General features: G+C 41.6%; 30 protein-coding genes. 1 reads left to right on the forward strand and 29 read right to left on the reverse strand.

Annotated elements, in window-relative coordinates; genetic code table 11:
• Positions 1-114: 114 nt before the first annotated feature.
• The 7 genes from D8801_RS06780 to budA all read right to left on the reverse strand — a co-directional run bounded on the left by D8801_RS06780 (position 115) and on the right by budA (position 6,568).
• Complete coding sequence (locus D8801_RS06780; protein WP_125848762.1) at positions 115-1,185, reverse strand: ABC transporter substrate-binding protein; 1,071 nt, start codon at positions 1,183-1,185, stop codon at positions 115-117.
• Positions 1,182-1,955: an ABC transporter permease gene (locus D8801_RS06785; RefSeq protein ID WP_125848764.1), complete on the reverse strand. Its 774-nt coding sequence runs from the start codon at positions 1,953-1,955 to the stop codon at positions 1,182-1,184. Before D8801_RS06785 ends, D8801_RS06780 begins: the two co-directional genes overlap by 4 nt.
• On the reverse strand, positions 1,952-2,758 hold the full coding sequence (locus tag D8801_RS06790) for an ABC transporter permease (RefSeq protein WP_125424653.1): 807 nt from the start codon (positions 2,756-2,758) through the stop codon (positions 1,952-1,954). Before D8801_RS06790 ends, D8801_RS06785 begins: the two co-directional genes overlap by 4 nt.
• Positions 2,739-3,896 carry an ABC transporter ATP-binding protein gene (locus D8801_RS06795; RefSeq protein ID WP_084975022.1) on the reverse strand — a complete coding sequence of 386 codons (1,158 nt, stop codon included), beginning with the start codon at positions 3,894-3,896 and terminating at the stop codon, positions 2,739-2,741. The genes D8801_RS06790 and D8801_RS06795 overlap by 20 nt, the downstream gene beginning before the upstream one ends.
• A 158-nt stretch (positions 3,897-4,054) precedes the next feature.
• On the reverse strand, positions 4,055-4,960 hold the full coding sequence (gene murB, locus D8801_RS06800) for a UDP-N-acetylmuramate dehydrogenase (protein ID WP_169446276.1): 906 nt from the start codon (positions 4,958-4,960) through the stop codon (positions 4,055-4,057).
• A 111-nt stretch (positions 4,961-5,071) separates the two neighbouring features.
• Positions 5,072-5,827 carry a YhfC family glutamic-type intramembrane protease gene (locus D8801_RS06805; RefSeq protein ID WP_125848766.1) on the reverse strand — a complete coding sequence of 252 codons (756 nt, stop codon included), beginning with the start codon at positions 5,825-5,827 and terminating at the stop codon, positions 5,072-5,074.
• Between the two features lie 9 nt (positions 5,828-5,836).
• Positions 5,837-6,568, reverse strand: a complete 732-nt coding sequence (gene budA, locus D8801_RS06810; RefSeq protein ID WP_125848768.1) for an acetolactate decarboxylase — start codon at positions 6,566-6,568, stop codon at positions 5,837-5,839.
• A gap of 145 nt (positions 6,569-6,713) precedes the next feature.
• Between budA and D8801_RS06815 the strand changes: the two genes are divergently transcribed.
• Entirely contained in the window at positions 6,714-7,985 is a 1,272-nt protein-coding gene (locus D8801_RS06815; RefSeq protein WP_125848770.1) for an aminotransferase-like domain-containing protein, read from the forward strand.
• A gap of 20 nt (positions 7,986-8,005) precedes the next feature.
• On the opposite strand, the gene D8801_RS06820 is transcribed toward D8801_RS06815, so the two are convergent.
• The 22 genes from D8801_RS06820 to D8801_RS06925 form a co-directional block, all read right to left on the reverse strand.
• Complete coding sequence (locus tag D8801_RS06820; RefSeq protein ID WP_125848772.1) at positions 8,006-8,821, reverse strand: ABC transporter substrate-binding protein; 816 nt, start codon at positions 8,819-8,821, stop codon at positions 8,006-8,008.
• A gap of 158 nt (positions 8,822-8,979) precedes the next feature.
• Complete coding sequence (gene phoU, locus D8801_RS06825) at positions 8,980-9,633, reverse strand: phosphate signaling complex protein PhoU (protein ID WP_000946469.1); 654 nt, start codon at positions 9,631-9,633, stop codon at positions 8,980-8,982.
• Between the two features lie 11 nt (positions 9,634-9,644).
• A complete protein-coding gene (pstB, locus tag D8801_RS06830) occupies positions 9,645-10,403 on the reverse strand; it encodes a phosphate ABC transporter ATP-binding protein PstB (protein ID WP_000138670.1) in 759 nt (252 codons plus the stop codon).
• 12 nt (positions 10,404-10,415) lie between these two features.
• Positions 10,416-11,219 carry a phosphate ABC transporter ATP-binding protein PstB gene (pstB, locus tag D8801_RS06835; RefSeq protein WP_000049847.1) on the reverse strand — a complete coding sequence of 268 codons (804 nt, stop codon included), beginning with the start codon at positions 11,217-11,219 and terminating at the stop codon, positions 10,416-10,418.
• A gap of 10 nt (positions 11,220-11,229) precedes the next feature.
• The gene (gene pstA, locus D8801_RS06840; protein ID WP_000543055.1) at positions 11,230-12,114 is read right to left on the reverse strand and encodes a phosphate ABC transporter permease PstA; all 885 of its coding nucleotides are present in this window, start codon (positions 12,112-12,114) and stop codon (positions 11,230-11,232) included.
• Positions 12,104-13,021 (reverse strand): phosphate ABC transporter permease subunit PstC, encoded by a 918-nt coding sequence (gene pstC, locus D8801_RS06845; RefSeq protein WP_001070951.1) that lies wholly within the window; start codon positions 13,019-13,021, stop codon positions 12,104-12,106. The genes pstA and pstC overlap by 11 nt, the downstream gene beginning before the upstream one ends.
• Positions 13,021-13,899, reverse strand: a complete 879-nt coding sequence (locus tag D8801_RS06850; protein ID WP_125848774.1) for a phosphate ABC transporter substrate-binding protein PstS — start codon at positions 13,897-13,899, stop codon at positions 13,021-13,023. The genes pstC and D8801_RS06850 overlap by 1 nt, the downstream gene beginning before the upstream one ends.
• A gap of 213 nt (positions 13,900-14,112) precedes the next feature.
• Positions 14,113-15,417 carry an RsmF rRNA methyltransferase first C-terminal domain-containing protein gene (locus tag D8801_RS06855; RefSeq protein WP_125848776.1) on the reverse strand — a complete coding sequence of 435 codons (1,305 nt, stop codon included), beginning with the start codon at positions 15,415-15,417 and terminating at the stop codon, positions 14,113-14,115.
• On the reverse strand, positions 15,418-16,191 hold the full coding sequence (locus D8801_RS06860; RefSeq protein ID WP_125848778.1) for an inositol monophosphatase family protein: 774 nt from the start codon (positions 16,189-16,191) through the stop codon (positions 15,418-15,420). It abuts the gene before it with no gap.
• On the reverse strand, positions 16,181-16,459 hold the full coding sequence (locus D8801_RS06865; RefSeq protein WP_125848780.1) for a UPF0223 family protein: 279 nt from the start codon (positions 16,457-16,459) through the stop codon (positions 16,181-16,183). Before D8801_RS06865 ends, D8801_RS06860 begins: the two co-directional genes overlap by 11 nt.
• Positions 16,460-16,861 (reverse strand): Spx/MgsR family RNA polymerase-binding regulatory protein, encoded by a 402-nt coding sequence (locus D8801_RS06870; RefSeq protein ID WP_004246303.1) that lies wholly within the window; start codon positions 16,859-16,861, stop codon positions 16,460-16,462.
• Positions 16,862-17,057: 196 nt separating this feature from the next.
• Positions 17,058-17,678 carry a TIGR01906 family membrane protein gene (locus tag D8801_RS06875; RefSeq protein WP_125848782.1) on the reverse strand — a complete coding sequence of 207 codons (621 nt, stop codon included), beginning with the start codon at positions 17,676-17,678 and terminating at the stop codon, positions 17,058-17,060.
• Positions 17,668-18,441 (reverse strand): TIGR01457 family HAD-type hydrolase, encoded by a 774-nt coding sequence (locus tag D8801_RS06880; protein ID WP_044020524.1) that lies wholly within the window; start codon positions 18,439-18,441, stop codon positions 17,668-17,670. Before D8801_RS06880 ends, D8801_RS06875 begins: the two co-directional genes overlap by 11 nt.
• A 10-nt stretch (positions 18,442-18,451) precedes the next feature.
• A complete protein-coding gene (locus D8801_RS06885; protein WP_125848784.1) occupies positions 18,452-19,189 on the reverse strand; it encodes an acyl-[acyl-carrier-protein] thioesterase in 738 nt (245 codons plus the stop codon).
• A gap of 4 nt (positions 19,190-19,193) precedes the next feature.
• Positions 19,194-20,324 carry a radical SAM family heme chaperone HemW gene (hemW, locus tag D8801_RS06890; protein WP_125848786.1) on the reverse strand — a complete coding sequence of 377 codons (1,131 nt, stop codon included), beginning with the start codon at positions 20,322-20,324 and terminating at the stop codon, positions 19,194-19,196.
• Positions 20,325-20,396: 72 nt separating this feature from the next.
• Positions 20,397-20,795: a YtxH domain-containing protein gene (locus D8801_RS06895; RefSeq protein WP_125848788.1), complete on the reverse strand. Its 399-nt coding sequence runs from the start codon at positions 20,793-20,795 to the stop codon at positions 20,397-20,399.
• Between the two features lie 15 nt (positions 20,796-20,810).
• Positions 20,811-21,194, reverse strand: coding sequence for a DUF948 domain-containing protein (locus D8801_RS06900; RefSeq protein WP_009730340.1), 384 nt, complete (start codon positions 21,192-21,194; stop codon positions 20,811-20,813).
• Complete coding sequence (gene lgt, locus D8801_RS06905) at positions 21,195-21,983, reverse strand: prolipoprotein diacylglyceryl transferase (RefSeq protein WP_125848790.1); 789 nt, start codon at positions 21,981-21,983, stop codon at positions 21,195-21,197.
• Positions 21,976-22,911: an HPr(Ser) kinase/phosphatase gene (gene hprK, locus D8801_RS06910; protein ID WP_038805477.1), complete on the reverse strand. Its 936-nt coding sequence runs from the start codon at positions 22,909-22,911 to the stop codon at positions 21,976-21,978. The genes lgt and hprK overlap by 8 nt, the downstream gene beginning before the upstream one ends.
• Positions 22,912-23,041: 130 nt before the next feature.
• The gene (gene rpsU, locus D8801_RS06915) at positions 23,042-23,218 is read right to left on the reverse strand and encodes a 30S ribosomal protein S21 (RefSeq protein ID WP_000048054.1); all 177 of its coding nucleotides are present in this window, start codon (positions 23,216-23,218) and stop codon (positions 23,042-23,044) included.
• Positions 23,219-23,345: 127 nt separating this feature from the next.
• Entirely contained in the window at positions 23,346-24,497 is a 1,152-nt protein-coding gene (locus tag D8801_RS06920) for an FRG domain-containing protein (protein WP_125848792.1), read from the reverse strand.
• A gap of 157 nt (positions 24,498-24,654) precedes the next feature.
• Positions 24,655-25,362 carry a glucosamine-6-phosphate deaminase gene (locus tag D8801_RS06925; RefSeq protein WP_125848794.1) on the reverse strand — a complete coding sequence of 236 codons (708 nt, stop codon included), beginning with the start codon at positions 25,360-25,362 and terminating at the stop codon, positions 24,655-24,657.
• Positions 25,363-25,404 lie beyond the last annotated feature (42 nt).

Raw genomic sequence — 25,404 nt, forward strand, 5'->3', positions numbered from 1 at the left:
ATATATTATTATACAAAAAGGTGTGGTTAGGCGCAAACTTTTATAAGTTTGATTTATTAATTTCATCATAAAAAACGAAGCAGCTTGACTGATTCGTTTTCTTTGTATCTACTCCTACTTCCGATACATTTTAAACTGTAGGAAGAGGTCGCTATATTTGCCTGTCCATTTATGGTCAAATTTCTCATAAACTTCTAGGTTTTTCATGGTATCAGCGTCTGGATAGAAGGACTTGTCTTCTTTGGTCTCCTCTGGGAGCAGTTCCTTAGCCGTGTTATTTGGTGTTGCATAGCCGACATATTCCGCATTTTTAAGGGCATTTTCGGGTTTCAACATAAAGTTGATAAAGGCATAGGCGGCATCTTGGTTTTTCACGGTTTTTGGAATGACCATGTTATCAAACCAGAGATTGCTAGCCTCAGTAGGCACAACATATTTGAGGTTAGGATTTTTCTCCAACATCTGGCTGGCTTCCCCAGAGAAGGTCACGCCGATAGCAGCATTATTCTGAATCATGTAGCCCTTCATCTCGTCAGCAACGATAGCCTTAATATTTGGAGTCAGTTTATATAGTTTGTCTACTGTCTCTTCCAACTGCTGAGGATCCTTTGAGTTGAGACTGTAGCCCAGCGAGTTAAGCCCGAGTCCCAGCACCTCACGCGCCCCATCAAAGAGCATAATGGAATCCTTATACTCTGGCTTCCAGAGATCATCCCAATGCTCAGGAGCCTCATCTACCATGGTTTCGTTGTAGACAATTCCCAAGGTACCCCAGAAATAAGGAATGGAGAATTTATTGCCTGGGTCAAAAGACTGGTCGAGGAACTCTGGTCCGATATTTTCGATTCCTTCAATTTTTGAATAATCAAGAGGAACCAAAAGGTCTTCATCCTTCATCTTGTTGATCATGTATTCACTCGGTATGGCGATATCGTAGGTTGTTCCACCCTGCTTGATTTTCGTGTACATGGCTTCGTTAGAGTCAAAGGTCTCGTACTGAACTTGGATTCCCGTTTCTTCTGTAAATTTCTCCAAGAGTTCGGGATCAATGTAGTCTCCCCAGTTGTAAATAACCAGTTTTTGACTATCTCGACTGTTGATTTTACTATCTAGATGGTGGGCAATCCCCCACAAGACAAGGATAATCGCCGCAATTCCTGCTAAAAATGAATAGAGTTTTTTCATGCTCGCTCCTCCTTCTCACGTGAGATAAAGTAATATCCAACAACTAGGATAATACTAAAAAGAAAGACGAGAGCAGACAGGGCATTGATTTCTAGCGAAATTCCCTTACGAGCACGAGAGTATATCTCGACTGACAGGGTTGAAAAGCCATTTCCCGTCACAAAGAAGGTCACAGCAAAGTCATCCAGCGAATAAGTAAAGGCCATGAAATAACCTGCAATAATAGACGGAGTCAGGTAAGGAAGCATGATTTCCTTGAACATCTGAAACTGGCTGGCACCAAGGTCATAAGCCGCATGAATCATGTCATCATTCATCTCCTTGAGACGAGGCAAGACCATCAAGACCACGATAGGGATGGAAAAGGCCACGTGACTAGATAGAACCGTCAAAAAACCAAGAGAAAACTTAAGCTGGGTAAAGAGAATCAAGAAGCTAGCACCAATCATAACGTCAGGCGCAACCATGAGGATATTATTAAGCGATAGAAAGGCTTCTTGGTATTTCTTACGAGACTGATAGATATAGATGGCTCCGAAAGTCCCGATAATGGTCGCAATCAAGGCCGATAGAAAGGCCAAGAAGAAGGTTTGGGTGAGGATCAACATGAGACGACCGTCACCAAACATGGTTTTAAAATGGTTCAGGCTAAAGCCTGTAAAGCTGTTCATATCATCGCCAGCATTAAAGGCATAGCCAATCAAGTAAAAAATTGGCAAATATAGGATGATGAAGACAAAGGCTAGGTAGAGATTCGCAAATTTTTTCATCGTTCTCTCCTTTCCTTGGTTACCCACATGGTGATGAACATGGTCAGGATGAGGATCACACCGATGGTTGAACCCATACCATAGTTATCATTGGTCAGAAAGTTCTGCTCGATAGCCGTTCCCAAGGTAATAACGCGGTTCCCACCAATCAAACGGGTCAACATGAAGAGACTCAAGCTAGGGATAAAGACCGACTGAACCCCACTTCTCACTCCGTTCATAGACAGAGGGAAGATGACATGGCGGAAGGTCTCCCACTTGGTCGCACCGAGGTCATAGCTGGCATTGATAAGATTGTTATCCATATCGTCCAAGACATTGAAGATCGGCAAAATCATAAAGGGAAGCTCGATGTAGCTTGCTACAAAGATAAAGGAGAAATCCGTAAAGAGCAACTGCTGCGAACCGATTCCGATGAATTCCAAGAATTGGTTAATAGAGCCATCTTGACCAAAAATCCCGATAAAGGCATAGGCCTTGAGGAGCAGGTTGATCCATGTTGGCAGGATAATCAGCATGAGCCAGAGCTGACGGTGCTTGAGACGAGTCAAAAAGAGGGCTGTCGGATAGCTGATGAGAAGCGTCACCATGGTTACAATCCCCGCATAGAGCACAGAGTTGAAGCTCATCTTAAGGTAGGTTAAGTTTTGTGACGCAAAGTAAGATTTATAGTTTTCTAAACTGAACTGGCCTTCAATGTTGAAAAAGGATTGACCGAAAATCAAGACCAAGGGTGCGAGGACAAAGAGGGCAATCCAAAGCATGTAGGGCACTACAAAGAGTTTAGAGGTTGTTTTCTTCATCTCTTTCCTCCTCAATCGCGTTAATCAGACCTGCTTCTTGCTCTTCGATTTCTACATACTCCTCGATACGAGCATCAAACTCTTCTTCAGTTTCGTTAAGACGCATGATGTGGATGTCTTCTGGTTCAAAGTCCAGACCGATTTCCTCACCCACAATGGCCTTACGAGTCGAGTGGATCATCCATTCATTTCCGAGTTCGTCATAGGCGATAATCTCGTAGTGAACCCCACGGAAAAGCTGGGTATCAACCTTAACTTGGAGCTTGCCTTCTTCAGGAAGGGTAATGCGCAAGTCTTCTGGACGAATGACAACCTCAACAGGCTCATTTGGCTTCATCCCCCCGTCGACCGCTTCAAAGCGTTTGCCATTGAACTCGACCAAGTAGTCCTCAATCATGTTTCCTGGCAAGATGTTGGACTCACCGATAAAGGTGGCAACAAAGTGGTTGATCGGCTCATCGTAGATGTCCACAGGCGTTCCAGACTGAACAATCTCGCCATCATTCATAACAAAAATCCAGTCACTCATAGCCAAGGCTTCCTCCTGATCGTGAGTGACAAAGACAAAGGTAATCCCCAATCGTTGTTGCAGTTCACGCAGTTCGTACTGCATGTCTGTTCGCAACTTCAAATCCAGCGCTGACAAGGGCTCATCCAACAAAACCACACGAGGTTGGTTGATAATAGCACGGGCAATGGCCACACGCTGACGTTGTCCTCCAGAGAGTTTACGGATGGAACGTTTTTCATAACCTTCCAACTGAACCATCTTGAGAACTTCCGCTACGCGTTGCTCAATTTCTTTCTTGTCGATTTTACGTAAGCGGAGCGGAAAGGCAACATTTTCAAACACATTCATATGTGGAAACAAGGCATAGGATTGGAAGACCGTATGGACGTCTCGCTTGTTGGTTGGAATGTCGTTGATCCGTACCCCATCCAACAAAATATCTCCTGTCGTCGCATCCAGTAAACCTGCAATAATATTCAGGATAGTTGATTTCCCAGAACCAGATGCGCCTAAAAGAGTATAGAATTTCCCCTCTTCCAACTCAAAGTTAATGTCTTTGAGAACCTTGGTGTTGCTGTCTTCAAAAACTTTAGAGACGTTTTTGAATTCGATAATTGGTTTTTTCAATTGGCATAAATTCCTTCTTTTTCATAAATTAACAGATCAGGGCTCTGTCAGGCCGCCACTACCTCTTGCAGGGAGTAAAACCACCTGCATATATCTTCGCTACCGATAGGCTTTCACCCCCTTTCCATTGACATAGCAGCAGCTATTCTGGTGAAACCTTACTCCTTCTCACCCAGGATTCGGACTTCCCTCTCAAGGGTGACGCCTGAATGTTCCTTTACCTTTTCAATAACAGATTGAATCAAGTCCTCGTAGTCTTTAGCTGTTCCGTTAGCAACATTGATCATGAAACCAGCGTGCTTTTCAGATACTTCAACACCACCGATACGATAGCCTTTCAATCCAGCCTCTGAAATCAACTGACCTGCAAAATGCCCCACTGGACGCTTAAAGACTGAACCACAAGATGGGTATTCTAGAGGTTGTTTGAGTTCACGGAGATGCGTCAAGCGATCCATTTCCTGTTTGATAGCCTGATGATTTCCTGGAGCTAGGGCAAATTTAGCTGACAAGACAATGGCCCCAGAATCCTGAATAGCTGAATGGCGGTAACCAAAAGCCAAATCCTTGGCTGACAAGGTTTCGATTTCCCCTTCCTTGGTCAGAATCTTACAAGACTGCAAGATGTGAGCAATCTCTCCTCCATAGGCACCCGCATTCATAAATACAGCGCCACCTACGCTCCCTGGAATCCCGCAAGCAAACTCAAAACCAGTCAAACTATGACGAAGGGCAATGCGTGTTGTTTCAATCAAGTTAGCACCAGCTTCTGCTTCAATAGTGTAACCATCAACTGAAACGTTATTGAGTTTGTCACACAAGATAACAAAACCACGGATTCCACCTTCACGAACGATGATATTGCTGGCATTTCCTAGCACCATCCAAGGAATATTCTCCTGATTGGCAAATTGGACAACACGCGCCATCTCATAGCGATTGCGTGGCAAAACTAGATAATCCGCTCGACCTCCTACCTTGGTATAGGTATAAGTCTTCAAGGGTTCCTTAAAACGAATATCGATTCCTTCTAATTGTTCTTGTATTTTAGTTACGAATGTCATATCTCTCATCCTTTTGTAAAGTCATTTCATTATACCATTTTTAAGGGCTTTTGACGACAGGAAAATTCTTGGTGTCAAAGCATTGCGTTAAAAAAAGAGGTTTCCCTCTTTTTATGATGATTTTTTCCAAAATGTAGATTTTGTTAGCCAGATAAAGGCTAGTACTTCTAAAAGAAGAATGACCTCCACTAGAAGTGGATTTGCAATCCAGCCTACCTGAGATAAAGCTGGAGCCAAGTCAAACAAGGCATGCAAACCATAGGCAGCAAGGAGGTAGATCCATTTCTTTTGACGAACACTTTGATAGACCCAGATAGAAAGACCGATTTGCAGAACTAGGGCAAGCACTCGCTCAACTCCTAATAAATAAACCTGCCATATCGATAGAGACTGAACCGTTTCGAGGGTAGCCTTTGGAAGGAGATTGGCTACATCAGTATTTGAAGACTGGATGAGTGAAAAGAGGATCAACAAACTGATTAAGCTTCCCATCCCAAGATAGAGCAACTCCAAACCTCCATGTCCCAAGCCGTAAGCCAAAGCATCTTTCTCTTCTAGACTTCTCTTTTTCTCCAACCATTTAAAAAAGACAAGGCGGGCAGTTTCCTCAAAAAGGGCAGCTATGGCAATCGCATAAAGAACATATAGGAAGGGTTGCTCCTGCATGAGCACAATGGTTCCATCTTTTTGTGGATGAAGTACCAGAAGGTGAACCATCTTCTCTAACACTTGAGAAGAAACAAAAAATGCGATTGCCCCCAAGCCCATCACTGCAAGAGAGATTTTAAAGCGTTTTTTGGCATACCAAGTTCCACCTACTAGAATGAGAACTAAAGCGATTATGGTGAGGATAATATGTACTGTCATCTTTTTCTCCTATTCTGACTTATCAATATCTTTCTTCATCTCGTCAACGTTAAATTTGGCAAATAAATACTGGCGATCTTGGACTGGAAAACGTTGGTCCAATTGGTCGACTGGTCCAACCTCGATTATTCCTTCTTTGATAACAAAGTCCATCACATGCCCGCCAAAGGTCAAATCGTCTGAGATAAAATGCAGATGGTAGCCTGCAACACTGACCCCATGGAAAATCTCTGGTGTCCAAAATCCAACAATGGTCCCCGATACATTTTCACGGCTATACTCAGGCTGGTGTGTCGCGACATCAGCAAACTTGGTGTCTGTTGTTGACTTGGGAATCATCCGTACATGCATGTGGGCGAATTCCCCATGAATCTTGATGGAGCGAAAGAGATTTTCCCCATCATAGTAGGACTCAATCCGCTTTTCTAATTCCTTGTCCGTCATCTCAAAGCGCTGGCGGAAAATCACTTCTGCCTGATGGGGGACCACTGCTGCATAAGGGATAAGAGCATCGGGTGCGACTTCTACAATTTCAGGTTGCTCCCCTGATCCTTTGGCTTGATAAGCCTTGCCATCAAGGACAATCAACTCCCCATCAATCGAATCAAGGGTTCCCAAACCAAGGTCGCCATGTTCCAACAATTCTCCCACTGTCATGGTTCCACCATAGAGACCAGCCATTAGGGCACCTAGAGTATTGTATTGAAATAATTTAACTGGTTCCTGCACTTTTCTATCCATTCTCTTTCTTATCTTCTATTCAATGAATCATTATACTTTCTAAGTATACCACATTTGCTCCTAGTTGTGAAAGGGAGAAATACTTTTCCCATTGCAAAGGAGGCAAAAAAAAGGTACAATGTAACAAAATCAAGGGAGGTCTGGAATGAAGAAAGAAAGTAAATACCAAGCAGTCGTTTCCTTTCTCAAAAAAGGTATCGAATCAGGAAAATTTTCAACAGGTAGCCGGCTTCCCTCCATCCGTCAATTGAGCCAAGACTTCAGCTGTAGCAAGGACACTATCCAACGAGCCCTACTGGAATTACGCCATGAACAATACCTCTATGCCAAACCCCAGAGTGGCTATTATGTTCTGGAACAGGGACAGCACCAAGACTTGGAAATCGAAGTCACTGACGAACATGCCAGTGCTTATGACGACTTCCGACTCTGCGTCAACGAAACCCTGATAGGCCGAGAAAACTACCTCTTCAACTACTATGACAACCAAGAAGGCCTTGAGGAACTGAGAAAATCTGTCCATCAACTTCTTTTCAACCAAGCCCTCTACTGCAAGCCCGATCAACTGGTTCTAACTTCTGGCACCCAGCAAGCTCTCTTTATCCTTTCTCAGATTAACTTTCCGAGCGAGGGAGAGGAGATTTTAGTTGAACAGCCGACTTATCACCGAATGAACCGCCTCTTGGTCGCTCAGGGGCTAGCCTACCAGACCATTGAACGCCGAATCGACGGGATTGACCTTGACGAACTAGAAGAACAGTTCAAATCTGGAAAAATCAAGTTTTTCTATACCATTCCTCGCTTCCACTATCCTCTTGGCCATTCCTACTCTGATCAGGAAAAAAGGGCTATTCTGGATCTAGCAAACCAGTATGGTGTATACATCGTCGAGGATGATTATTTAGGGGACCTAGATCCTAAAAAAGGACAGACCTTCCACTATCTGGATACAGAGGATCGCGTCATTTATATCAAGTCCTTCTCAACCAGTCTTTTTCCAGCCCTTCGTATTACCGCTCTCATTCTCCCAAATGCCCTAAAAGAGGCCTTTGTTTCCTACAAAAATATCCTGGACTATGATAGCAATCTCATCATGCAAAAGGCTCTCTCTCTTTACATCGATAGTCAGTTATTTGAAAAAAATCGACTGGCTCGACTGATCCTTCAAGAGAACTATCAGGCTCAGATTAAGGAAGTACTTGAAAAAAACACCTGTCTCTTGCCCCACTATCCTCTACATGATGGCCTTCTGCTTGATTTGAGAAACTATCCTAAGATTGCCAGTTTGAAACACGGCTCACTCAAACTAGACTTTTTTGAGAAGGCTTATTTGGACGCCTGCCCTTATCAGTTTGCCAAAGTCTCTCTCGAAAATCTAGAAGAGCTATTAGAATACATAAAAGCAGAATTGGATTAAAGTCCAACTCTGCTTTCTTTTTATTGTTCAACTTCTGTTAGTTTCGCTGCCTTTTCAAGATAAGTTTGATAGGTTCCGTCATCTTTCAGTTTTTGGATAACCTTATCTACTACTGCTTTCAAGTCTGATTGATCCTTCTTGATAGCAACGGCATTGGCTTCGCCATCTTTCATTGTCAAGTTAACAGATGCAACGACAAGGTCTGAGTTTTTACCTGCGTAGCTAAGAGCAACTGGTTCATCCATATGAACAGCATCCACTTTTCCAGCCTGCAACTCATTGACTGCTTCCCCCATATTGATCAAAGATGTCAACTGGGCATTTGGCAATTGTTCCTTGACCATGGTTTCTGGTACAGTTCCCTTTTGAGCTGCGATATTGGCACTTGCGAGGCTTGTAAGATCCTTGTATTTGTCTAAATCGGCTTTTCTAACCAAGAAGCTCATTTTGTTTTCATAGTAAGGGATTGAAAAGTCAAAGACTTCCTTTCTCTCATCTGTAGCACTAATACCAGCAATAGCTAAGTCAGCCTTTCCAGTTTGAAGACTGGTCAAGACATTGTCAAAACTCATGCTAGAGATTTCAAGTTTAACTCCAAGTTCATCCGCAATCGCTTGAGCCATATCAATATCTGCACCAACCACTTGGTTTTTACCATCTACTAAGGCTTGGAATTCAAATGGTGCATAGTCTGGGCTGGTCGCAACGACTAGCTTGCCTTTTTGTTTGATAGCCTCCACAGCAGACTGAGAACTATCCGTACTTGATTGACAAGCTACTAAAATCATGCTGGCAAGCATACTACACACCACTAACATCCATTTCTTAAACTTCATAAATAAACGACCTTTCTGTTATTTCTGAATAATTATAACTCATTTGAAAATACTTGTCAACATTTTCAGAATTTTCATTTCAAAAAATTCCTTTTTATTCAAAAATAAAGACTAATCTGAGTTGATTAGCCTTTTTTATTGCATATTTAATCCGTTTCTTAGAGTTCGACAATCTTACCTGTTTCAAAGTAAACAACCCATTCACAGATATTTTTTGCGTAGTCTCCGATACGTTCCAAGAAAGAAATGACCTGGAAGTAATCACGGCCTGTAACAATAGCTTCAGGATTTTTCCTAATTTCTTCTGTAGCCAAATCACGAATGCTATCAAAGTAATGGTTGATTTTTTCGTCCATAGCTGCTACTTCGTAGGCTTGATCCACAGAACCGTTGAGATAGAGATCTAGGGCTGCTTCAACGAAGTTTTTCACGTCGCGTCCCATCTTTTTGATTTCTTCTTCAACAGAAGGGATACGTTGCTCCCCTTTCATACGAATGGTCGCCTCAGCGATAGACACTGCATGATCTCCCATGCGTTCCACATCTGACACTGCCTTGAGAACGGTCAAGACGGTACGAAGGTCTTGCGAAACAGGTTGTTGGAGGGCAATCATTTCAAATGATTTCTTTTCCAACTTCACTTCATACTCATTTACTTCCGCATCGTCTTCGATGACTTCTTTTGCCAAATCACGGTCATGCGTAACAAAGGCACGCACTGTACGATTGATTTGTGAGAGCACTTCTTGTCCCATGGCGTAGAACTGGTTGTGCAATTTCTCCAAATCTTCTTCAAATTGTGATCGTAACATCTTTCAACTCCTTATCCAAATTTTCCTGTAATATAATCTTCTGTTTCCTTGTTTTGAGGGGAAAGGAACATCTTCTTTGTATCGTTAAACTCGATTAAATCTCCATCTAGGAAAAAGCCAGTTTTATCAGAGATACGAGAAGCCTGCTGCATGGAACGCGTTACCAAGAGCATGGTGTATTTGTCTTTTAGGCCATACAAGGTTTCTTCAATCTTACCAGCCGAGATAGGATCCAAAGCTGAAGTTGGTTCGTCCAAGAGGATGATTTTAGGGCTGGTTGCCAAAACACGGGCAACACAGACACGTTGCTGTTGACCCCCTGAGAGACCAATGGCCGAATCATGCAAACGATCCTTGACTTCATCCCAGATAGAAGCACGTTGCAAGGCCTTTTCTACTGCTTCATCAAGGACCTGTTTATCCTTGACCCCATTGATACGTAGTCCGTAAACAACATTTTCGTAAATAGACATAGGGAAGGGATTGGGCTGTTGGAAAACCATGCCGATTTCCTTACGCAATTCAACCGTATCGGTACGTGGACTGTAGATATTGTGGCCATTATAAATCACTGTTCCAGTTGTTGTCACCTCAGGATTTAGATCGCCCATGCGGTTGATGGCTTTGAGCAGGGTGGACTTTCCTGATCCAGAAGGACCAATCAAGGCTGTTATTTCCTTAGGTTGGAAAGAAAGGGAAACACTATTCAAGGCCTTCTTTTTATTGTAATAAACGGACAGGTCTTTAACCTGCAAAATCGGTTCTGTCATACTGCTTCCTTTCTAACCAAAGTGTCCCGTTACGTAGTCATTGGTAGACTGTAGTTTCGCATTTTGGAAAATATTGGATGTCTTATCATACTCGATCAAATCGCCCAAGTAGAAAAATCCTGTGTAGTCACTTGCACGCGCAGCCTGTTGCATACTGTGGGTAACGATGATGATGGTAAAGTCTTTCTTCAATTCCAACATAGTCTCTTCCAGCTGGGCTGTCGCAATCGGATCCAAGGCTGAAGCAGGCTCATCCATCAAGAGGATGTCTGGCTTGACAGAGATGGCGCGAGCGATACAGAGACGTTGTTGCTGTCCACCAGAAAGCATCAAGGCTGATTTGTGGAGGTCGTCTTTGACCTGATCCCAAAGGGCAGCCTGTCTTAGAGAGGTTTCTACAATTTCATCAAGTACTTTCTTATCCTTAACACCTGCACGTTCATGAGCAAAAGTGATGTTGCGGTAAATAGACTTGGCAAATGGATTTGGACGTTGGAAGACCATTCCAATATGCTTGCGCATCTCATAGACATTGATTTCTGGACGGTTAACGTCAATTCCTTGGTAAAGAATTTGACCTGTGACCTTGGCAATGTCAATGGTATCATTCATCCGATTGAGACTACGGAGATAGGTAGATTTCCCAGATCCTGATGGACCAATCAAGGCCGTTATTTTATTTTTTTCAAATTGCATATCGATGCCCTTGATGGATTCATTTTTACCATAGTAAACATGTAAATCCTTGGTTGAGAGGGCCACTTTTTCTTCAGGGAAGGTGATGATATGCTTTTCATCCCAGTTATATTTTGACATGGCTTCTCCTTTAGGCAGCGGTTAATTTCTTGTGTAGATAGCTTCCGAGTTTGCGAGCTCCAAAGTTAAAAATCAAGATAAAAATGAGGAGCACGGCGGCAGAACCAGCAGATACAATGGTAGCATCAGGAATGGTTCCTTCACTGTTGACCTTCCAAATGTGGACAGCCAAGGTTTCTGCTTGACGGAAGATTGAGATAGGGCTGGTAACACTAAGGATATTCCAGTTAGACCAGTCAAGGGCTGGAGCGGACTGTCCTGCCGTATAGATAAGAGCGGCGGCCTCACCAAAGATACGGCCAGAGGCCAAGACAACACCCGTTACGATACCTGGAAGGGCTTCTGGAATGACGACATGAACCACAGTCTCCCAACGAGAAATTCCAAGAGCTAAGCCAGCCTCGCGTTGCGTATGGTGAACATGTTTCAAACTGTCCTCAACATTTCGAGTCATCTGAGGGAGGTTAAAGACCGTCAAGGCCAAGGCACCTGAAATGATTGAAAATCCATACTCAAACTGGACTACAAAGATCAAGTAACCAAAGAGACCCACTACGACTGATGGTAGAGAAGACAAAATCTCAATACAGGTACGAATAAAATTGGTCACAGGTCCTTTTTTGGCATACTCAGCAAGGAAAACGCCAGCTCCCATAGATAGGGGAACAGAAATGATCAAGGTAATGACCAAAAGGAAGAAGGAATTATAGAGCTGAATCCCGATACCCCCACCTGCTTGATAAGAGGAGGATTTTCCAGTCAAGAAAGACCAAGAGATGTGCGGTAACCCTCTCACCAAGATATAGAGAATCAAAGATGCCAAAATGGTCACGATGATACCCGCGATGGTATAGAGGACAGCTGTTGCAAGTTTATCTAATTTCTTAGCGTGCATAGTTTTTCTTTCCTCTTTCTTTCGTAATCAATTTAATCACACTGTTAAAGGCCAAACTCATCAAGAGCAAGACCAAGGCCAAGGACCAGAGAACGTTATTATCAACCGTTCCCATGACGGTATTTCCGATACCCATAGTCAATACAGATGTCAAGGTCGCAGCTGGTGTTGTTAACGAAGTTGGGATAACTGCTGAGTTTCCGACAACCATCTGAATAGCAAGGGCTTCACCGAAGGCACGCGCCATCCCAAAGACCACTGCAGTGAAAATACCTGAACGTGCTGCTTTCAAGGTCACACGCCAGATGGTTTGCCAGCGAGTGGCTCCCATAGCTAAACTAGCTTCACGGTAATGACGAGGAACAGCACGCAAGCTGTCTGTTGTCATAAAAGTTACAGTTGGTAGGATCATGACAAAGAGAACGAAAATCCCTGACAAGATCCCAAAACCAGTTCCACCAAAGACGCTACGAACAAAAGGCACCACAACTTGCAAACCGATAAATCCATAAACGACTGAAGGAATACCGACGAGAAGTTCAATGGCTGGTTGCAAAATCTTTGCGCCCTTTGGTGATACTTCTGTCATAAAGACTGCTGCTCCAATGGCAAAGGGTGTTGCGATGAGGGCTGATAAAATCGTCACAATAAAGGAACCCAAAATCATCGGAAGGGCACCAAATTGTTTCCCTGAAGGATTCCAAGTTTGTCCAAAGAGGAAATCAAAGATATTCACTCCATTGACAAAGAAAGTTGACAAGCCTTTCTGGGCTACAAAAATCAAAATCATGGCCACAATGATAACAATCAAAGAAAGGCAAGTGAAGGTCAAACCTTTACCGAACTTCTCAAGGCGGGAGTTCTTTGAAGGAGAGAGTAATTTTTTTGATAATTCTTCTTGATTCATTATTGACCTCCTTCTACTGCTGTAACAGTACCTGAAGCATCCTTTTGGACTTTCATTTCATTGATAGAGATATAGCCCATGCCCTTAACAATTCCAGTTTGGGCTTCATCTGAGAGGACGAAGTTCAGGAATTCAGCAGCTAACTCATTAGGCTGACCTAGAGTGTACATGTGCTCATAAGACCACAAAGGCCAGTTGTTGGTCGTTACATTTTCAGACGTAGGCTCATACCCATTCAGTTTCATGCTTTTCACGGAGTCATCTACATAGGCAAAAGCCAGGTAAGAAATGGCTCCTGGAGTTTGCGAAACAATTGACTTGACCATTCCATTGGAATCCTGCTCTTGGCTCTGCATTGCCGCTTGGCCATTCATAACAACATTGTCAAAGGTTGCTCGTGAACCAGAACTTGCCGCTCGGTTGATGATTGAAATTGCCAGGTCTTTGCCCCCAACTTCTTTCCAGTTGGTCACTTCACCAGTAAAGATTTTGCGAAGTTGCTCGGTTGTGAGATTTTCAACAGCCACTTCTTTGTTCACAATCACTGCCAGACCAGCCACTGCAACCTTGTGGTCTACTAGAGCTGAAGCATCAATTCCATCTTTTTCCTCTGCAAAGACGTCAGAGTTCCCGATGTCTACTGCTCCAGACTGCACCTGAGAAAGTCCTGTTCCCGAACCTCCACCTTGAACGTTGACTGTTTTTCCGATATTTTTTGAACCAAATTCGTCTGCTGCGGCTTCAACCAAAGGCTGAAGAGCAGTTGAACCGACGGCTGTCATGGTTTCTCCACGATCAATCCAGCTTGCACATCCTGCTAGAGAACCTGCCAGCAAAAGAGCAGCAAGAGATAGGACGAGCTTTTTTCTTTTTTTCACTATTTTTCTCCTTGAACATAATGATGAATGCTCTGATTTCTTTCTGTTCCTATCATATCAATCAGTGATGATAAGATTTGGTTTACGATTTATAGACTGGAAGCCCCATTGAGGACCAGTCAGTTCATCACATCATATAAGTAAAAATGAAAGACTATCAGAAAAAACTCATACTTCCAATATAACATAGAATAGATTCTTTGACTAGCTTTTTCACTTGAATCTGAGCCCTTTTGGATAATAATTTTTCAAAACATTTCCCGTTACTTTTGCAAAGCCCAGACCGTTTCCTTGAACCACAACTTGATACCAGCCATTTGGTAGACTTTCAGCTAGCTGAACTGTCTCCCCAGCCACATATTTTACAAAATTCTCATCCTTGATTTCGACTGTTTGCAAAACTTGACTTGGTTTTAAGGCTAATCCCAGAGCAAAGCTTGGTTCGAAGCGTTTCTTCTTAAAAGTACCCAGATGAAGTCCATTTCGGGCAATTTTGAGTTTCCCTAGATCAGGTAGCCTCTCTGGCAAGAGATAGAGTTGGTCTCCAAAAGTTTGCAAGATACCAGTTAAGGACGTTTTGAGATGTTTTTGGGCAAATTCTTGCCACAAGTTCTGCTGTTCACTACTGAGATTGATCTTGCTGGCTTTGAATTTAGGTGCTGGATTTTCTCCCTTAAACTGTAGGTGGGCTACAAACTGGCCTTCTCCCTTGAAATGATGAGGGTACATTCGAGCCGTTTCAGGAAGATCAATTCCTGCTACCATACCGTTCACATGCTCGACTGGAAGCAGTTCAAAATCATAAGTATCTAGTAACCAGTGAACGATCTCTTCGTTTTCCTCTGGCGCCCAGGTACAGGTCGAATAAACCAGACGGCCACCTTCTGCAATCATGGTGACTGCATCTTCTAAAATCTCTCTTTGGAGACTGGCACATTGGCTCGGATAGTCGAGGTTCCAATAGTCCATGGCATCTGGTTGTTTACGGAACATCCCTTCACCCGAGCAAGGGGCATCTAGGACAATCACATCAAAATAACCTTTAAAAACCTTGACCAAGCGGTCAGCAGATTCATTGGTCACGACAACATTCGTCGCTCCAAATCGCTCCATATTTTCCACTAAAATCTTAGCCCGCTTGTTTGAAATTTCGTTGGAAACAAGGACTCCCTGATTAGCCAGATAGGCTGCCAATTGAGTGGATTTCCCACCTGGCGCTGCCGCCAAGTCCAAGACCTTCATACCAGGAAGGGGCTGAGCTACCTGTGCGACCATTTGGGCTGCAGGCTCTTGCGAATAAACGAAACCGGTCACGTGCTCTGGTGACTTCCCTGAGACCTTGCCATAGTGTCCCCAAGGTGTATGGGGAATGGCATCAGCAAACGACAACTGACTTTCTTTTAAGGGATTAACCCGAAAAGCCGATACCGCTTCCTGTTTAAAAGAGGCAAGAAAATCTCTTGCCTCATCTTCTAGTATCGCTTCATATTTTTCAACAAATCCTTCTGGAAATTGCATTTAATTTTCTTTCCTTTCATAAATGTAGGACTGAATCTCTTCTTGCATCTCGATTGGCACCATCATGACCGGCTGACGCGTTTGAAAATCAGCGGGCTCACCCGATACCGTAAGAAGGCGATAACCCAGACTTTCCCCTAAAATACTAGCCGCAGCGTAATCCCAAGGTTGCAAATAGGTGATATAAGTCAGCAGACGACCTGATAAAACCTTGGCAAAACTAATGGCCGCACTGCCGTAGACACGGACTCCCAAAGCTGCTCGGCCCAAATCAGCCAAGCCCCACTCATTGCTTTCAAACATACCTGAGTTACCAGCCACTAAAAATTCTTGAAGAGGTTTCTTTTTAAAAGTTGGTAAGGGATCATTATTACGACATGGAGGAAAGGCACCACCACCATGGTAACAATCCCCTTTCATGACATCATAGATGACACCAAATTTGCCCACACCATTCTCAAAATAAGCCAACATCACAGCAAAATCTTCCTGCTGAGCGACAAAGTTATTGGTACCGTCAATGGGATCAATCACCCAAACGGAACCTTGACCGACCGCAGCACGTAAACAGCCCTCTTCCGCGCAAATCAAATCCTCTGGATAAGATGCCAAAATTCTCTGAACTAAGAGATCCTGAACTTCCTTATCCAAACGCGTCACCAAGTCTGTAGGGGAAGACTTTCGCTCAACCTGCAAATCTTCTTGCATGTGAGCCAAAATGTACTCAGCAGCTTCCTGCACAATCTGTTTAGCAAATTCAAATTTAGTTTCCAAGAGAAATCTTCCCTTCTCTTTTTTCTTTTGCTAATTGAACTGCACGATAGAAGGAATAACCGCTAGCCGTTTCAAATTCGCGACCTAGGCGCTTTTCTTCACTTTTGCTCGGAACGATAGACTTAAATTCCTTATAAGAATCTAGCAGTTTTTTTGCTTCTACCTTATCTTCATAGGCAGCTTCAACATCATTAAAAAAAGAAAGCACTGAAGCAAGTTCTTCAGTGCTCCACGACAAATCTAGTGGGTAACTATACTGTTTGTTCATCTATCCAATACCAGCTCTCAATGTTGCTTCTTTCAATTCTTGTTTACGGTAACTACGAGGGAGAAAAGCACGAATCTCATCTTCATTAAAACCGATCTGCATGCGTTTGGTGTCTATAATAATTGGGCGACGCAAAAGACTAGGATATTGCTCAATCAACTGAAGCAACTCCGATACTGAAATACTCTCTACATCAATATCCAATTTTTGAAAAATTTTTGAACGAGTTGAAATGATGTCATCAGTACCATTTTCGGTCAAGGAAAGAATGTGTTGTAATTCTTTTCTTGTTAAAGGACTGGTCATAATATTGTGCTCCTCAAAAGGAACTTTATGCGTCTCTAACCAGGCCTTTGCCTTACGACATGATGTACAGCTCGGTGATAAAAATAGTGTAATCATGCTTTTCTCTTCTTATCTATACTTTGTTGCTTCTATTATACAAAAAAATAAAGCGCTTGACTAGGGATTTTTAGAAAAAAAGCCTATTTTTTCAAGAAAAATAGACTGTATGCGAACGATTTACTCAATTCCGATGAAGTTAATTCACTCCTCGTAAGAATTTTTAACTTCATCTCTGTTTTATCAATGCAACACATTAAAGTATTCTACGACTTTTCAAATAAAGAAAACCAAAGAAACTTTCATAGAGTCCAAAGAAGAGAAGGAAAGCATGGAGGAAGAAGGTCTCTGGTAAAATCAAAATAACGGGATCCTTTACGGGATCAAAAAGCCAGGTATCGTCTCCCACAAAGAGAATCTGATGGAAAAGAGTAAAGAATTGCTCAAAACCAATCAACACTTCTACAAGCCCAATGAATAGAGGTAATAGCACTAGAATCAGGATACTTTTACGATATAGGGGCAAAAAGCCTTTTTTCACTATCTTTCTAACAAAGAAATAGAAACTTGGAAGTGTCACCAAAGTGACTAGCTGAACCAAGTGGAAGAGATTCTTCACCACCGCAAAGTGGTGTATACCAGCCGCTGATGAACGAAAATCCGGCATCTCTAAGACCTGACTAAAGGGATTGGTCAGGTAATTCATCAAGATATGAAAATTGTACTGAATGGTTTCGGACTTTAGATAGACTCGATTCGCTAAGTTCAGCCACTGAATCTCCATGGGATAGAAAATCCAAGCCAGATAAATGGTTAAGAGGATAGACAGTGAGAGGAAAAAAAGCATACTTCCCCAAAAGGTCAGTTTAGTTTTCATCAAAATTCCACTCCGCAAGGCTAGAAACTACATGAGTTGGTGCAATTGGCAGGTCCGCCACTTCTTCTGCCTTAGTAAAACCTGTCGTCACCAAGAGCGTTGGAATGCCATTGTCAATCCCTGCTCGGATATCTGTCAGGTAGTTGTCCCCAACCATGAGCAACTCTTCTCTTTTCAAACCTAGGTGCTCAACCGCCTTGTCCATAATGATAGCATTCGGTTTTCCGATATAAACTGGTTTTACCCGAGTTGCTACTTCAAGAAGGGTTATCAGTGAACCAGCACCTGGCAAAAGGCCACGTTCCGTCGGAATATTGAGGTCTGGATTAGTTCCGATAAAATGAGCACCCTTTTGGATTGCTAGGGTCGCCGTAGCAAATTTTTCATAGTCGACTTGCCAGTCCAGTCCAACTACCACATAGGCTGGATTTTCCTTGTCTTCGACATAACCAGCTGCCTGAATGGCATCCTTGAGCCCAGCTTCGCCGATGACATAGACTGTCTTTTCCAGTCCCAAGTCGTTCATATAGTCTATGGTTGCCAGAGTTGCCGTGTAGACAGTTGATAGAGGGGTATTAATGTTAAAATTCTGAGCCAACATCTCTTGAACACTCTCAGGAGTACGAGTTGTATTATTAGTCACAAAGAGATAGGGAATTTCTCGCTTTTGCAGTTCATGCACAAAAGCCTCACCCGCGGGAATCCGGTCTTTTCCCTTGTAAATGGTTCCGTCTAAATCAATTAAATAACCTTTATAAGCCATATCGTCCTTTCTAATTGCCTTTAATTTCTTGCCATGTAATCATAGCTTGGGCATTGATCTCGCCATCACTGATGATCTCATGCTTGCTTTCTAGTCCATTGAGTTCATATGCTGAAGCAATCATACCACCTGGTCGCACTTCTTTGACATATTTGAGATTGATTTTCTTTGGAATATACTTGGTTAGAAAATCTGCTCCCATGACCTCAAAAATCCAATCCAGGTATTTGCTATTATTGACATGACCATTCATATCCAAGTCGTAAAAACGAACATGGTAGTCTTTACTGATCGGGTTTTCTAGATTTGCATACTTTGGCCCACGGATGAGTTTTTTATCAAACTCAGACTGATAAGGAGCAACAATCTCCGGTTCGACAGCATGGACTTTACGACTATCTCTGTCCATGAGAACAAAGGTTGCCAACATGCGAATGATTTCTTGGCCTGCTTCATCATAGATGGTGAAACGGCGGTAGCAAAAAAGACGATTGTAAGTCAATGCTTCTGTTTCAATCGTAATCTCCTCAGCAAAGCGAGGCAAGCGAACCATGTCAATTTCATAATCCGTGATAATCCAGACTAGATTGTAGCGCTCCAACACGTCCTTGTCGCTAACTCCCAGTTCAATCGACTGCATACCTGATACTTGCAAGGACAGCAAAATCACATCTGGAAGTTTGATATGACCGTTCATGTCCGCCATATCAAAAGGAATTTTCATTTTCATTTGATAAGTTAAGCCCATTGTTCTACTCCAAAATAAATCGTTCTGCTACAGTGTCTCCCAGGAAGAGACCCCTCTTTGTCATTCGGACACGATCACCGTTGATCTGCATGAGTCCTTGTTGAACCAAGTCTCTGATGATTTCGCCATAAAGTCCTTCAAAGGAACGTCCGAATTTTTCCTCAAATCGCGCCATAGAAACCCCGGATTTTTTGCGGAGGCCTAGGAACATTTCTTCTTCCATCTGCTCCCTTTGACTCAGGTGTTCTTCTGTAATCCGAGCATTTCCTGCCTCTACCGCATTGAGATAGTGGCGGATAGGTCCGTGGTTTTTATAGCGAACTCCGTCCACATAACCTGAAGCACCCGCACCGATACCATAATACTCGGCATTATCCCAGTACATGAGATTGTGGCGACTTTCAAAGCCAGGCTTAGAGAAATTGGAAATCTCATAATGCTCAAAACCAGCTCGCTCCAGTTCTGCGATGATATACTCAAACATCTCCGCTTCTAATTCCTCCTTGGGCAGAGGCAATTTCCCACGTCGCATGCGGTTCATAAAGACCGTATGATTCTCCAAAATCAAGCTATAAAGGCTCATATGAGGAATATCAAGCGAGATGGCCTTAGCTACATTGTCCTTGACCTGAGCCATAGTTTGACCGGGTAGAGCATAAATCAAGTCGATGGAGATATTGTCAAAACCAGCCAATTTAAGACGGTCGATATTTTCATAAATATCCTTCTCCAAATGACTGCGCCCAATCTTTTTCAGCATTTTGTCATCAAAAGTCTGCACACCTAAGGAAACACGATTGACTGGCGACTGTTTCAAAACCGCAATCTTATCCGCGTCCAAATCGCCTGGGTTGGCCTCAATGGTCAACTCTTCCAAGACAGACAAGTCCAGGTTTTTAGTCAGGCCATCCAAGAGCACTTCTAATTGCGGAGCAGACAAAGCCGTTGGCGTCCCTCCTCCAATGTAGAGAGTTCGCAACTTTTGGATATCATAAGAACGAAACTCTTCTAGCAGATGCTCCAGATAACTATCTACTGGCTGATTTTTAATAAAAACTTTTGAAAAGTCACAATAATAACAAATCTGTGTGCAAAAGGGGATATGCACATAGGCTGACGTTGGTTTTTTCTGCATAGTATTTATTATACCACAAAGACTGCTTTCCAGATAAAAATCACCATCTCCAGAACCAGAGATGGTGATACCTTATACTTCAGTAATATCGATGATGATTTCTTCTTGGTCTTCAGCAACGTCTGGAGTTGTTGACTGTTCTTGCCATTGCTCCTTGAAATTGTTAAAGGTTTCTTTTGAAGCTTCTGTTGCTTGTCGTGCACAGGTTTTGGCTTGGTCAAGGACACTGTCAAAAGTGATTTCACCAGATTCTACTTGTTCCTTTGTTTTCAGCACAAAGTCCCTTGCCTGTTCCTTCACTTCAGTTAGTTTCTCACAAACCTGCTCTCTAGCATATTCTGGATCTTCTCTCAAATCATCTAGAAAATCCTGAGCTTGACTGCAAACTTGCTTGCCCTTGTCACTGGTTAAGAACAAGGCCAAAGCTGCACCTGATACAGTTCCTAAAAGGATAGAGGATAGTTTTCCCATGAGATTTCTCCTTTTTTATTTTTTGAAAAATTTACTTGCGACACGAAGAGCTGACAAGCCTGCACCTGTTTTAATGGTCTTTGAACCAGCAGATGAAGCTTTTTTGCCTAAAACACGTGCATGTTGGTTGAGATCAGATACTGACTCAGACAAGTCTGCCACAGCTGTAAAAAGTGGATCAATCGTCGCAACTTTGATATTGATATCGTCTGCTAACACATTAACCTTAGCCAACAATTCATTGGTCTGATGCAAGGTAACGTTCACATCTGAGCTCAACGTTTTGATGGTTTTCTCTGTTTCATCAATCATACGACCTGCTTTTTGAATCGTGATTGTCAAATAGACTAAACAGACAATCAAAGCAATCGCAACAAGAATATATGCAACTTCTAACATTTATTTTTCCTCCTCTGTATGATAGAAAGGGGCTTTCTTTCGATTTTGATAAAGTATGATAAAAATACCGAGTCCGATAAGGATAACTGATAACCATTGAGAGACTCGCAAACCAAAGAACATGAGACTATCCGTCCGCATCCCTTCGATAATCATACGACCAAAGCCATACCAAATCAAGTAGAAAGCAGTAATATGACCACGTCTGATTCCCTTTAATTTTCGTCTAAAAATCAGAATCAAAGCAAATCCAATCAGATTCCAAACCGACTCATATAGGAAGGTCGGTTGACGGTAGCTCCCCTCAATGTACATCTGGTCACGGATAAAGCCCGGCAAATAATCCAGACTATCTACCGCTGCACCGTAGGCTTCTTGGTTAAAGAAGTTTCCCCAGCGTCCTAAACTTTGCGCAACCATGACGCTCGGAGCTGCAATATCTAAGAAATCCCAAGTATTGATCAGCTTTCTATCCGCAAAGATATAAAGGACAATAGCCCCTGCTATCAAACCTCCGTAAATGGCCAAACCACCATTCCAAATGGCGATGATTTCACCTGGATTTTGCAGATAATAATCTAAGCGAAAGAGTACGTAGTATAGTCTAGCACCTAAAATAGCTACTGGAAAAGCAATCAGGATAAAATCCAAAATATCATCTGATAGAATTTTCTTTTTAGGAGCTTCTTTCATGGCAAGATAAACTGCTAAAACCAAACCAGCTACAATACACAAAGCATACCAACGAATGGAAAAAGGACCGATTTCAAATGCAACTGGATTAATCATCTTTCACCTCATTTTTGGAGATGAGATTAGTCAAGCGTTCTTCAAATAAACGTGTCGCATCAAATCCCATTTCTTTAGCGCGATAGTTCATGGCTGCCGCCTCAATAACAACAGAGATATTGCGTCCTGTTTTTACTGGAATGCGGATACGCGGAATCGTTACTCCAGAAACTTCTAGCTCTTCGGCATTGTTCCCTAGACGATCAAAGGTCTTATGGGTATCGTAATTTTCCAAGTAAACAGCCAACTGGACTTGTGAAGAATCTTTTACAGCACTTGCTCCGTAGAGACTCATCACGTCAATAATACCCACTCCACGAATCTCAAGCAAATGCTTCAAAATTTCAGCGGGCTCTCCCCAAAGAGTCATTTCATCCTTGGCAAAGATATCTACACGGTCATCTGCTACTAGACGGTGTCCACGTTTCACAAGCTCAAGACCTGTCTCGCTCTTACCGATACCACTATCCCCTTGGATCAAGACACCCATGCCATAGATGTCCATCAAGACACCATGCACGCTCGTACGTTCAGCCAAACGGGAATCAAGGTAGCTAGATAACTCTCCAGATAAACGACTGGTTGATGTTCGACTGGTTAAAATCGCAATCTTACATTCCCTAGCAGCTTTCAACATTTCTTCTGGCACTACCAAGCCACGAGCAACGATAACCGCAGGTGTTTCAGGTAGAAACATTTTCTTCAAAACTTGATAACGGTTATGGGCAGGCATGGCAACCAAATAGGACCACTCCTTCATCCCTAACAGCTGAATCCGTTCTGGAGTATAGTAATCAAAATAGCCCGTCATTTCAAGACCAGGTCTCATAATGTCCGCAGTATTGATTTCCTTTTCAAGCAATTCGCCTTCACCATAGACAATATCTAGTCTAAGCTTTTCAATTACTTCTCTTACTAAAACCGACATAATTTCCTCCTTCAATCGAGTTCTCCCTACTATTATATCAAATTGTAGTTGGAAGTTTCCTTTTTTTGCAGGATTTACAGTATTTATTTAAAAATAAAAAGACTAGATTTCTCTAGCCTTTCATTTCAAATTAGAATTTTTTACGTTTACGAGCTGCTTCTGATTTACGTTTACGTTTTACAGAAGGTTTTTCATAGAATTCACGTTTGCGTGTTTCTTGAAGAGTACCAGCTTTAGTAACCGCACGTTTGAAACGACGAAGTGCATCGTCAAGAGATTCATTCTTACGTACTACTGTTTTAGACATTTTTTTCACTCCCTTCAAGTTCAAGATCTATTCTATTTTACACACAAAGTGAATAAATGTCAAGGGGATACAGTTAATATTTTACTCATTATTCTCTATTTATTGTTAAATCTACTTAAAAATATTTTTAATTTATATCTTTAAACTTTATGTTTAATTCTCTTAATAAGTTCTTTAAATCGATTATTTTATTATCCAAATCTTTACCTGAAACATCATTAGTATTGTGTACAAGTTTATTTCTAAACCTACGAATTTCGTCTATTTTTTGTCTTTCGTCTTCATTTACTTTATTTCTTCCATTTACAAGTACTTTTAAACCTTTTTGCAAATCATTGAGTTGTGTTGTATTTCTAATTTCGTCCTCTAATAAATTCCACAAAGTTAAAAATGTTCCGATTAAATTCCCGTTATTATCCTCATTTCCTATATAGTCGTACTTTCTCTCCTTAAGCCTATCACAAATATCTTTCATTGTATCTTCTTCTGGATATAAATTTCCCTTTTCAATTGGTCTTTCAGAGCCCCAGAATTTTTTAGTATTTTTAAATTTATAAATAGCAACTATTCTTCTATTAAAATCTAGTTCACCTTTTTCTATATCAGCATTAGAAGCAAATTCTGTCTGTACCAAATATCCCTCTTGAAAAAATGGCCTTTTTGAAGAGCTAGAACTTATGCTTAATAATCTTACGTTTGTAATATAATCTTCAGAATCTACCGAAATCCTACCATTTACATAAGGCATTCCTAATACATAGATATATCCCGTTTTATCTTTATTGTCTAATATAGCAAATGAACACGCTACTTTTATTGATTGAGTTAAATCTAATAATGGTGTCTTACATACTTCATAGTGTTGTAATATTGAGTATTGCAGTAATTTAATTTTCTTTAATTCTTTTATTTCTTCCTTATCCACATTATTATCTTTTTCTAATTCTGTCATTAACAGAGTCGATGTTTTTTCTAAAATATCAAAATCAAAATTAATATCTTTTTCACTATTTGAACGATAGATTGTAGGATACAAAGTAGCATATTTAGTTTTTATATAGTTATTATTTTGGCCTCTATAAAACAACATGACATCAGGATTTTTATATGAGAGTTCTGCTATTTCCATTATTAGATCATGAAATGTCTCAATATTGATGGAATGGCTTCTTACGAAAGATGTAACATCTCTAGTAGTTTGACCTTTATATTTATGTTGTTTATAATGCTCTTTTAATTTTTTTGTTAAATTATTATAAGTTACTGAATATTCTCTCATAAATAAAAATCCTTTTAAAAATATCTTTTTTGTTAACTATCACATATTTTAAGTTATTAATTACGATTCTAGTTTTATATTATCTTTCATTTTAGGCAATTAAACATTAAAGAATCACCCAACCCAAAGAATTGAATGATCTTTAATAATAAATATTTTATTTTTCAAGCAAACTAAGCGCTGCTGCATCGGCAATGATGGTCACATCGGGGTGGTTTTGGAGGCTACTTGCTGGTAGACTTTCAGTTATTGGGCCTGACACTGTTCCAGCGATGGCTTCTGCTTTCGACTCGCCATAAGCAAAAAGAATAATAGACTTGGCATCCAAGATGTTTTTGATCCCCATTGAAATGGCTTGAGTTGGAACGTCTTCAATCTTGTCAAAGAAGCGAGCATTGGCTTCGATGGTAGACTGATCAAGTTCTACTAGATGCGTTTGACTGTCAAATGGAGTACCAGGTTCATTAAATCCGATATGTCCATTGCGACCAATTCCCAAGATTTGCAAATCAACAGGATGGTCAGCCAAAATTTGATTGTAGCGTTCTACTTCTGCTTCAGCATTGTCCTTAACCCCACGAGGCAAGAAGCTTTCTTTAAATGGTTTTTGATTAAACAAGTGTTCTTGCATGAAGTAACGGTAAGACTGAGGATTGTCTCCATCAAGTCCCACATACTCATCAAGGTTGACACTGGTTAGATTTGAAAAATCAAGGTCACTCTCAACGATTTCCTTGTAAAACTCAAGCGGGCTGCTTCCTGTCGCAAGTCCCAATGTTTGAGCGCCATTGGCCAACTTTTCCTTCAAAATTTCAAAAGCTACTTTTCCACCTTCGATTTGGTTTTCAACTTTAATAACTTTCATTTTATATCCTCCATATTTCTATATTCATTATATGGTATAGAC

This window comes from Streptococcus oralis (genome assembly GCF_003943415.1).
Classification (GTDB): Bacteria; Bacillota; Bacilli; order Lactobacillales; family Streptococcaceae; genus Streptococcus; species Streptococcus oralis_BJ.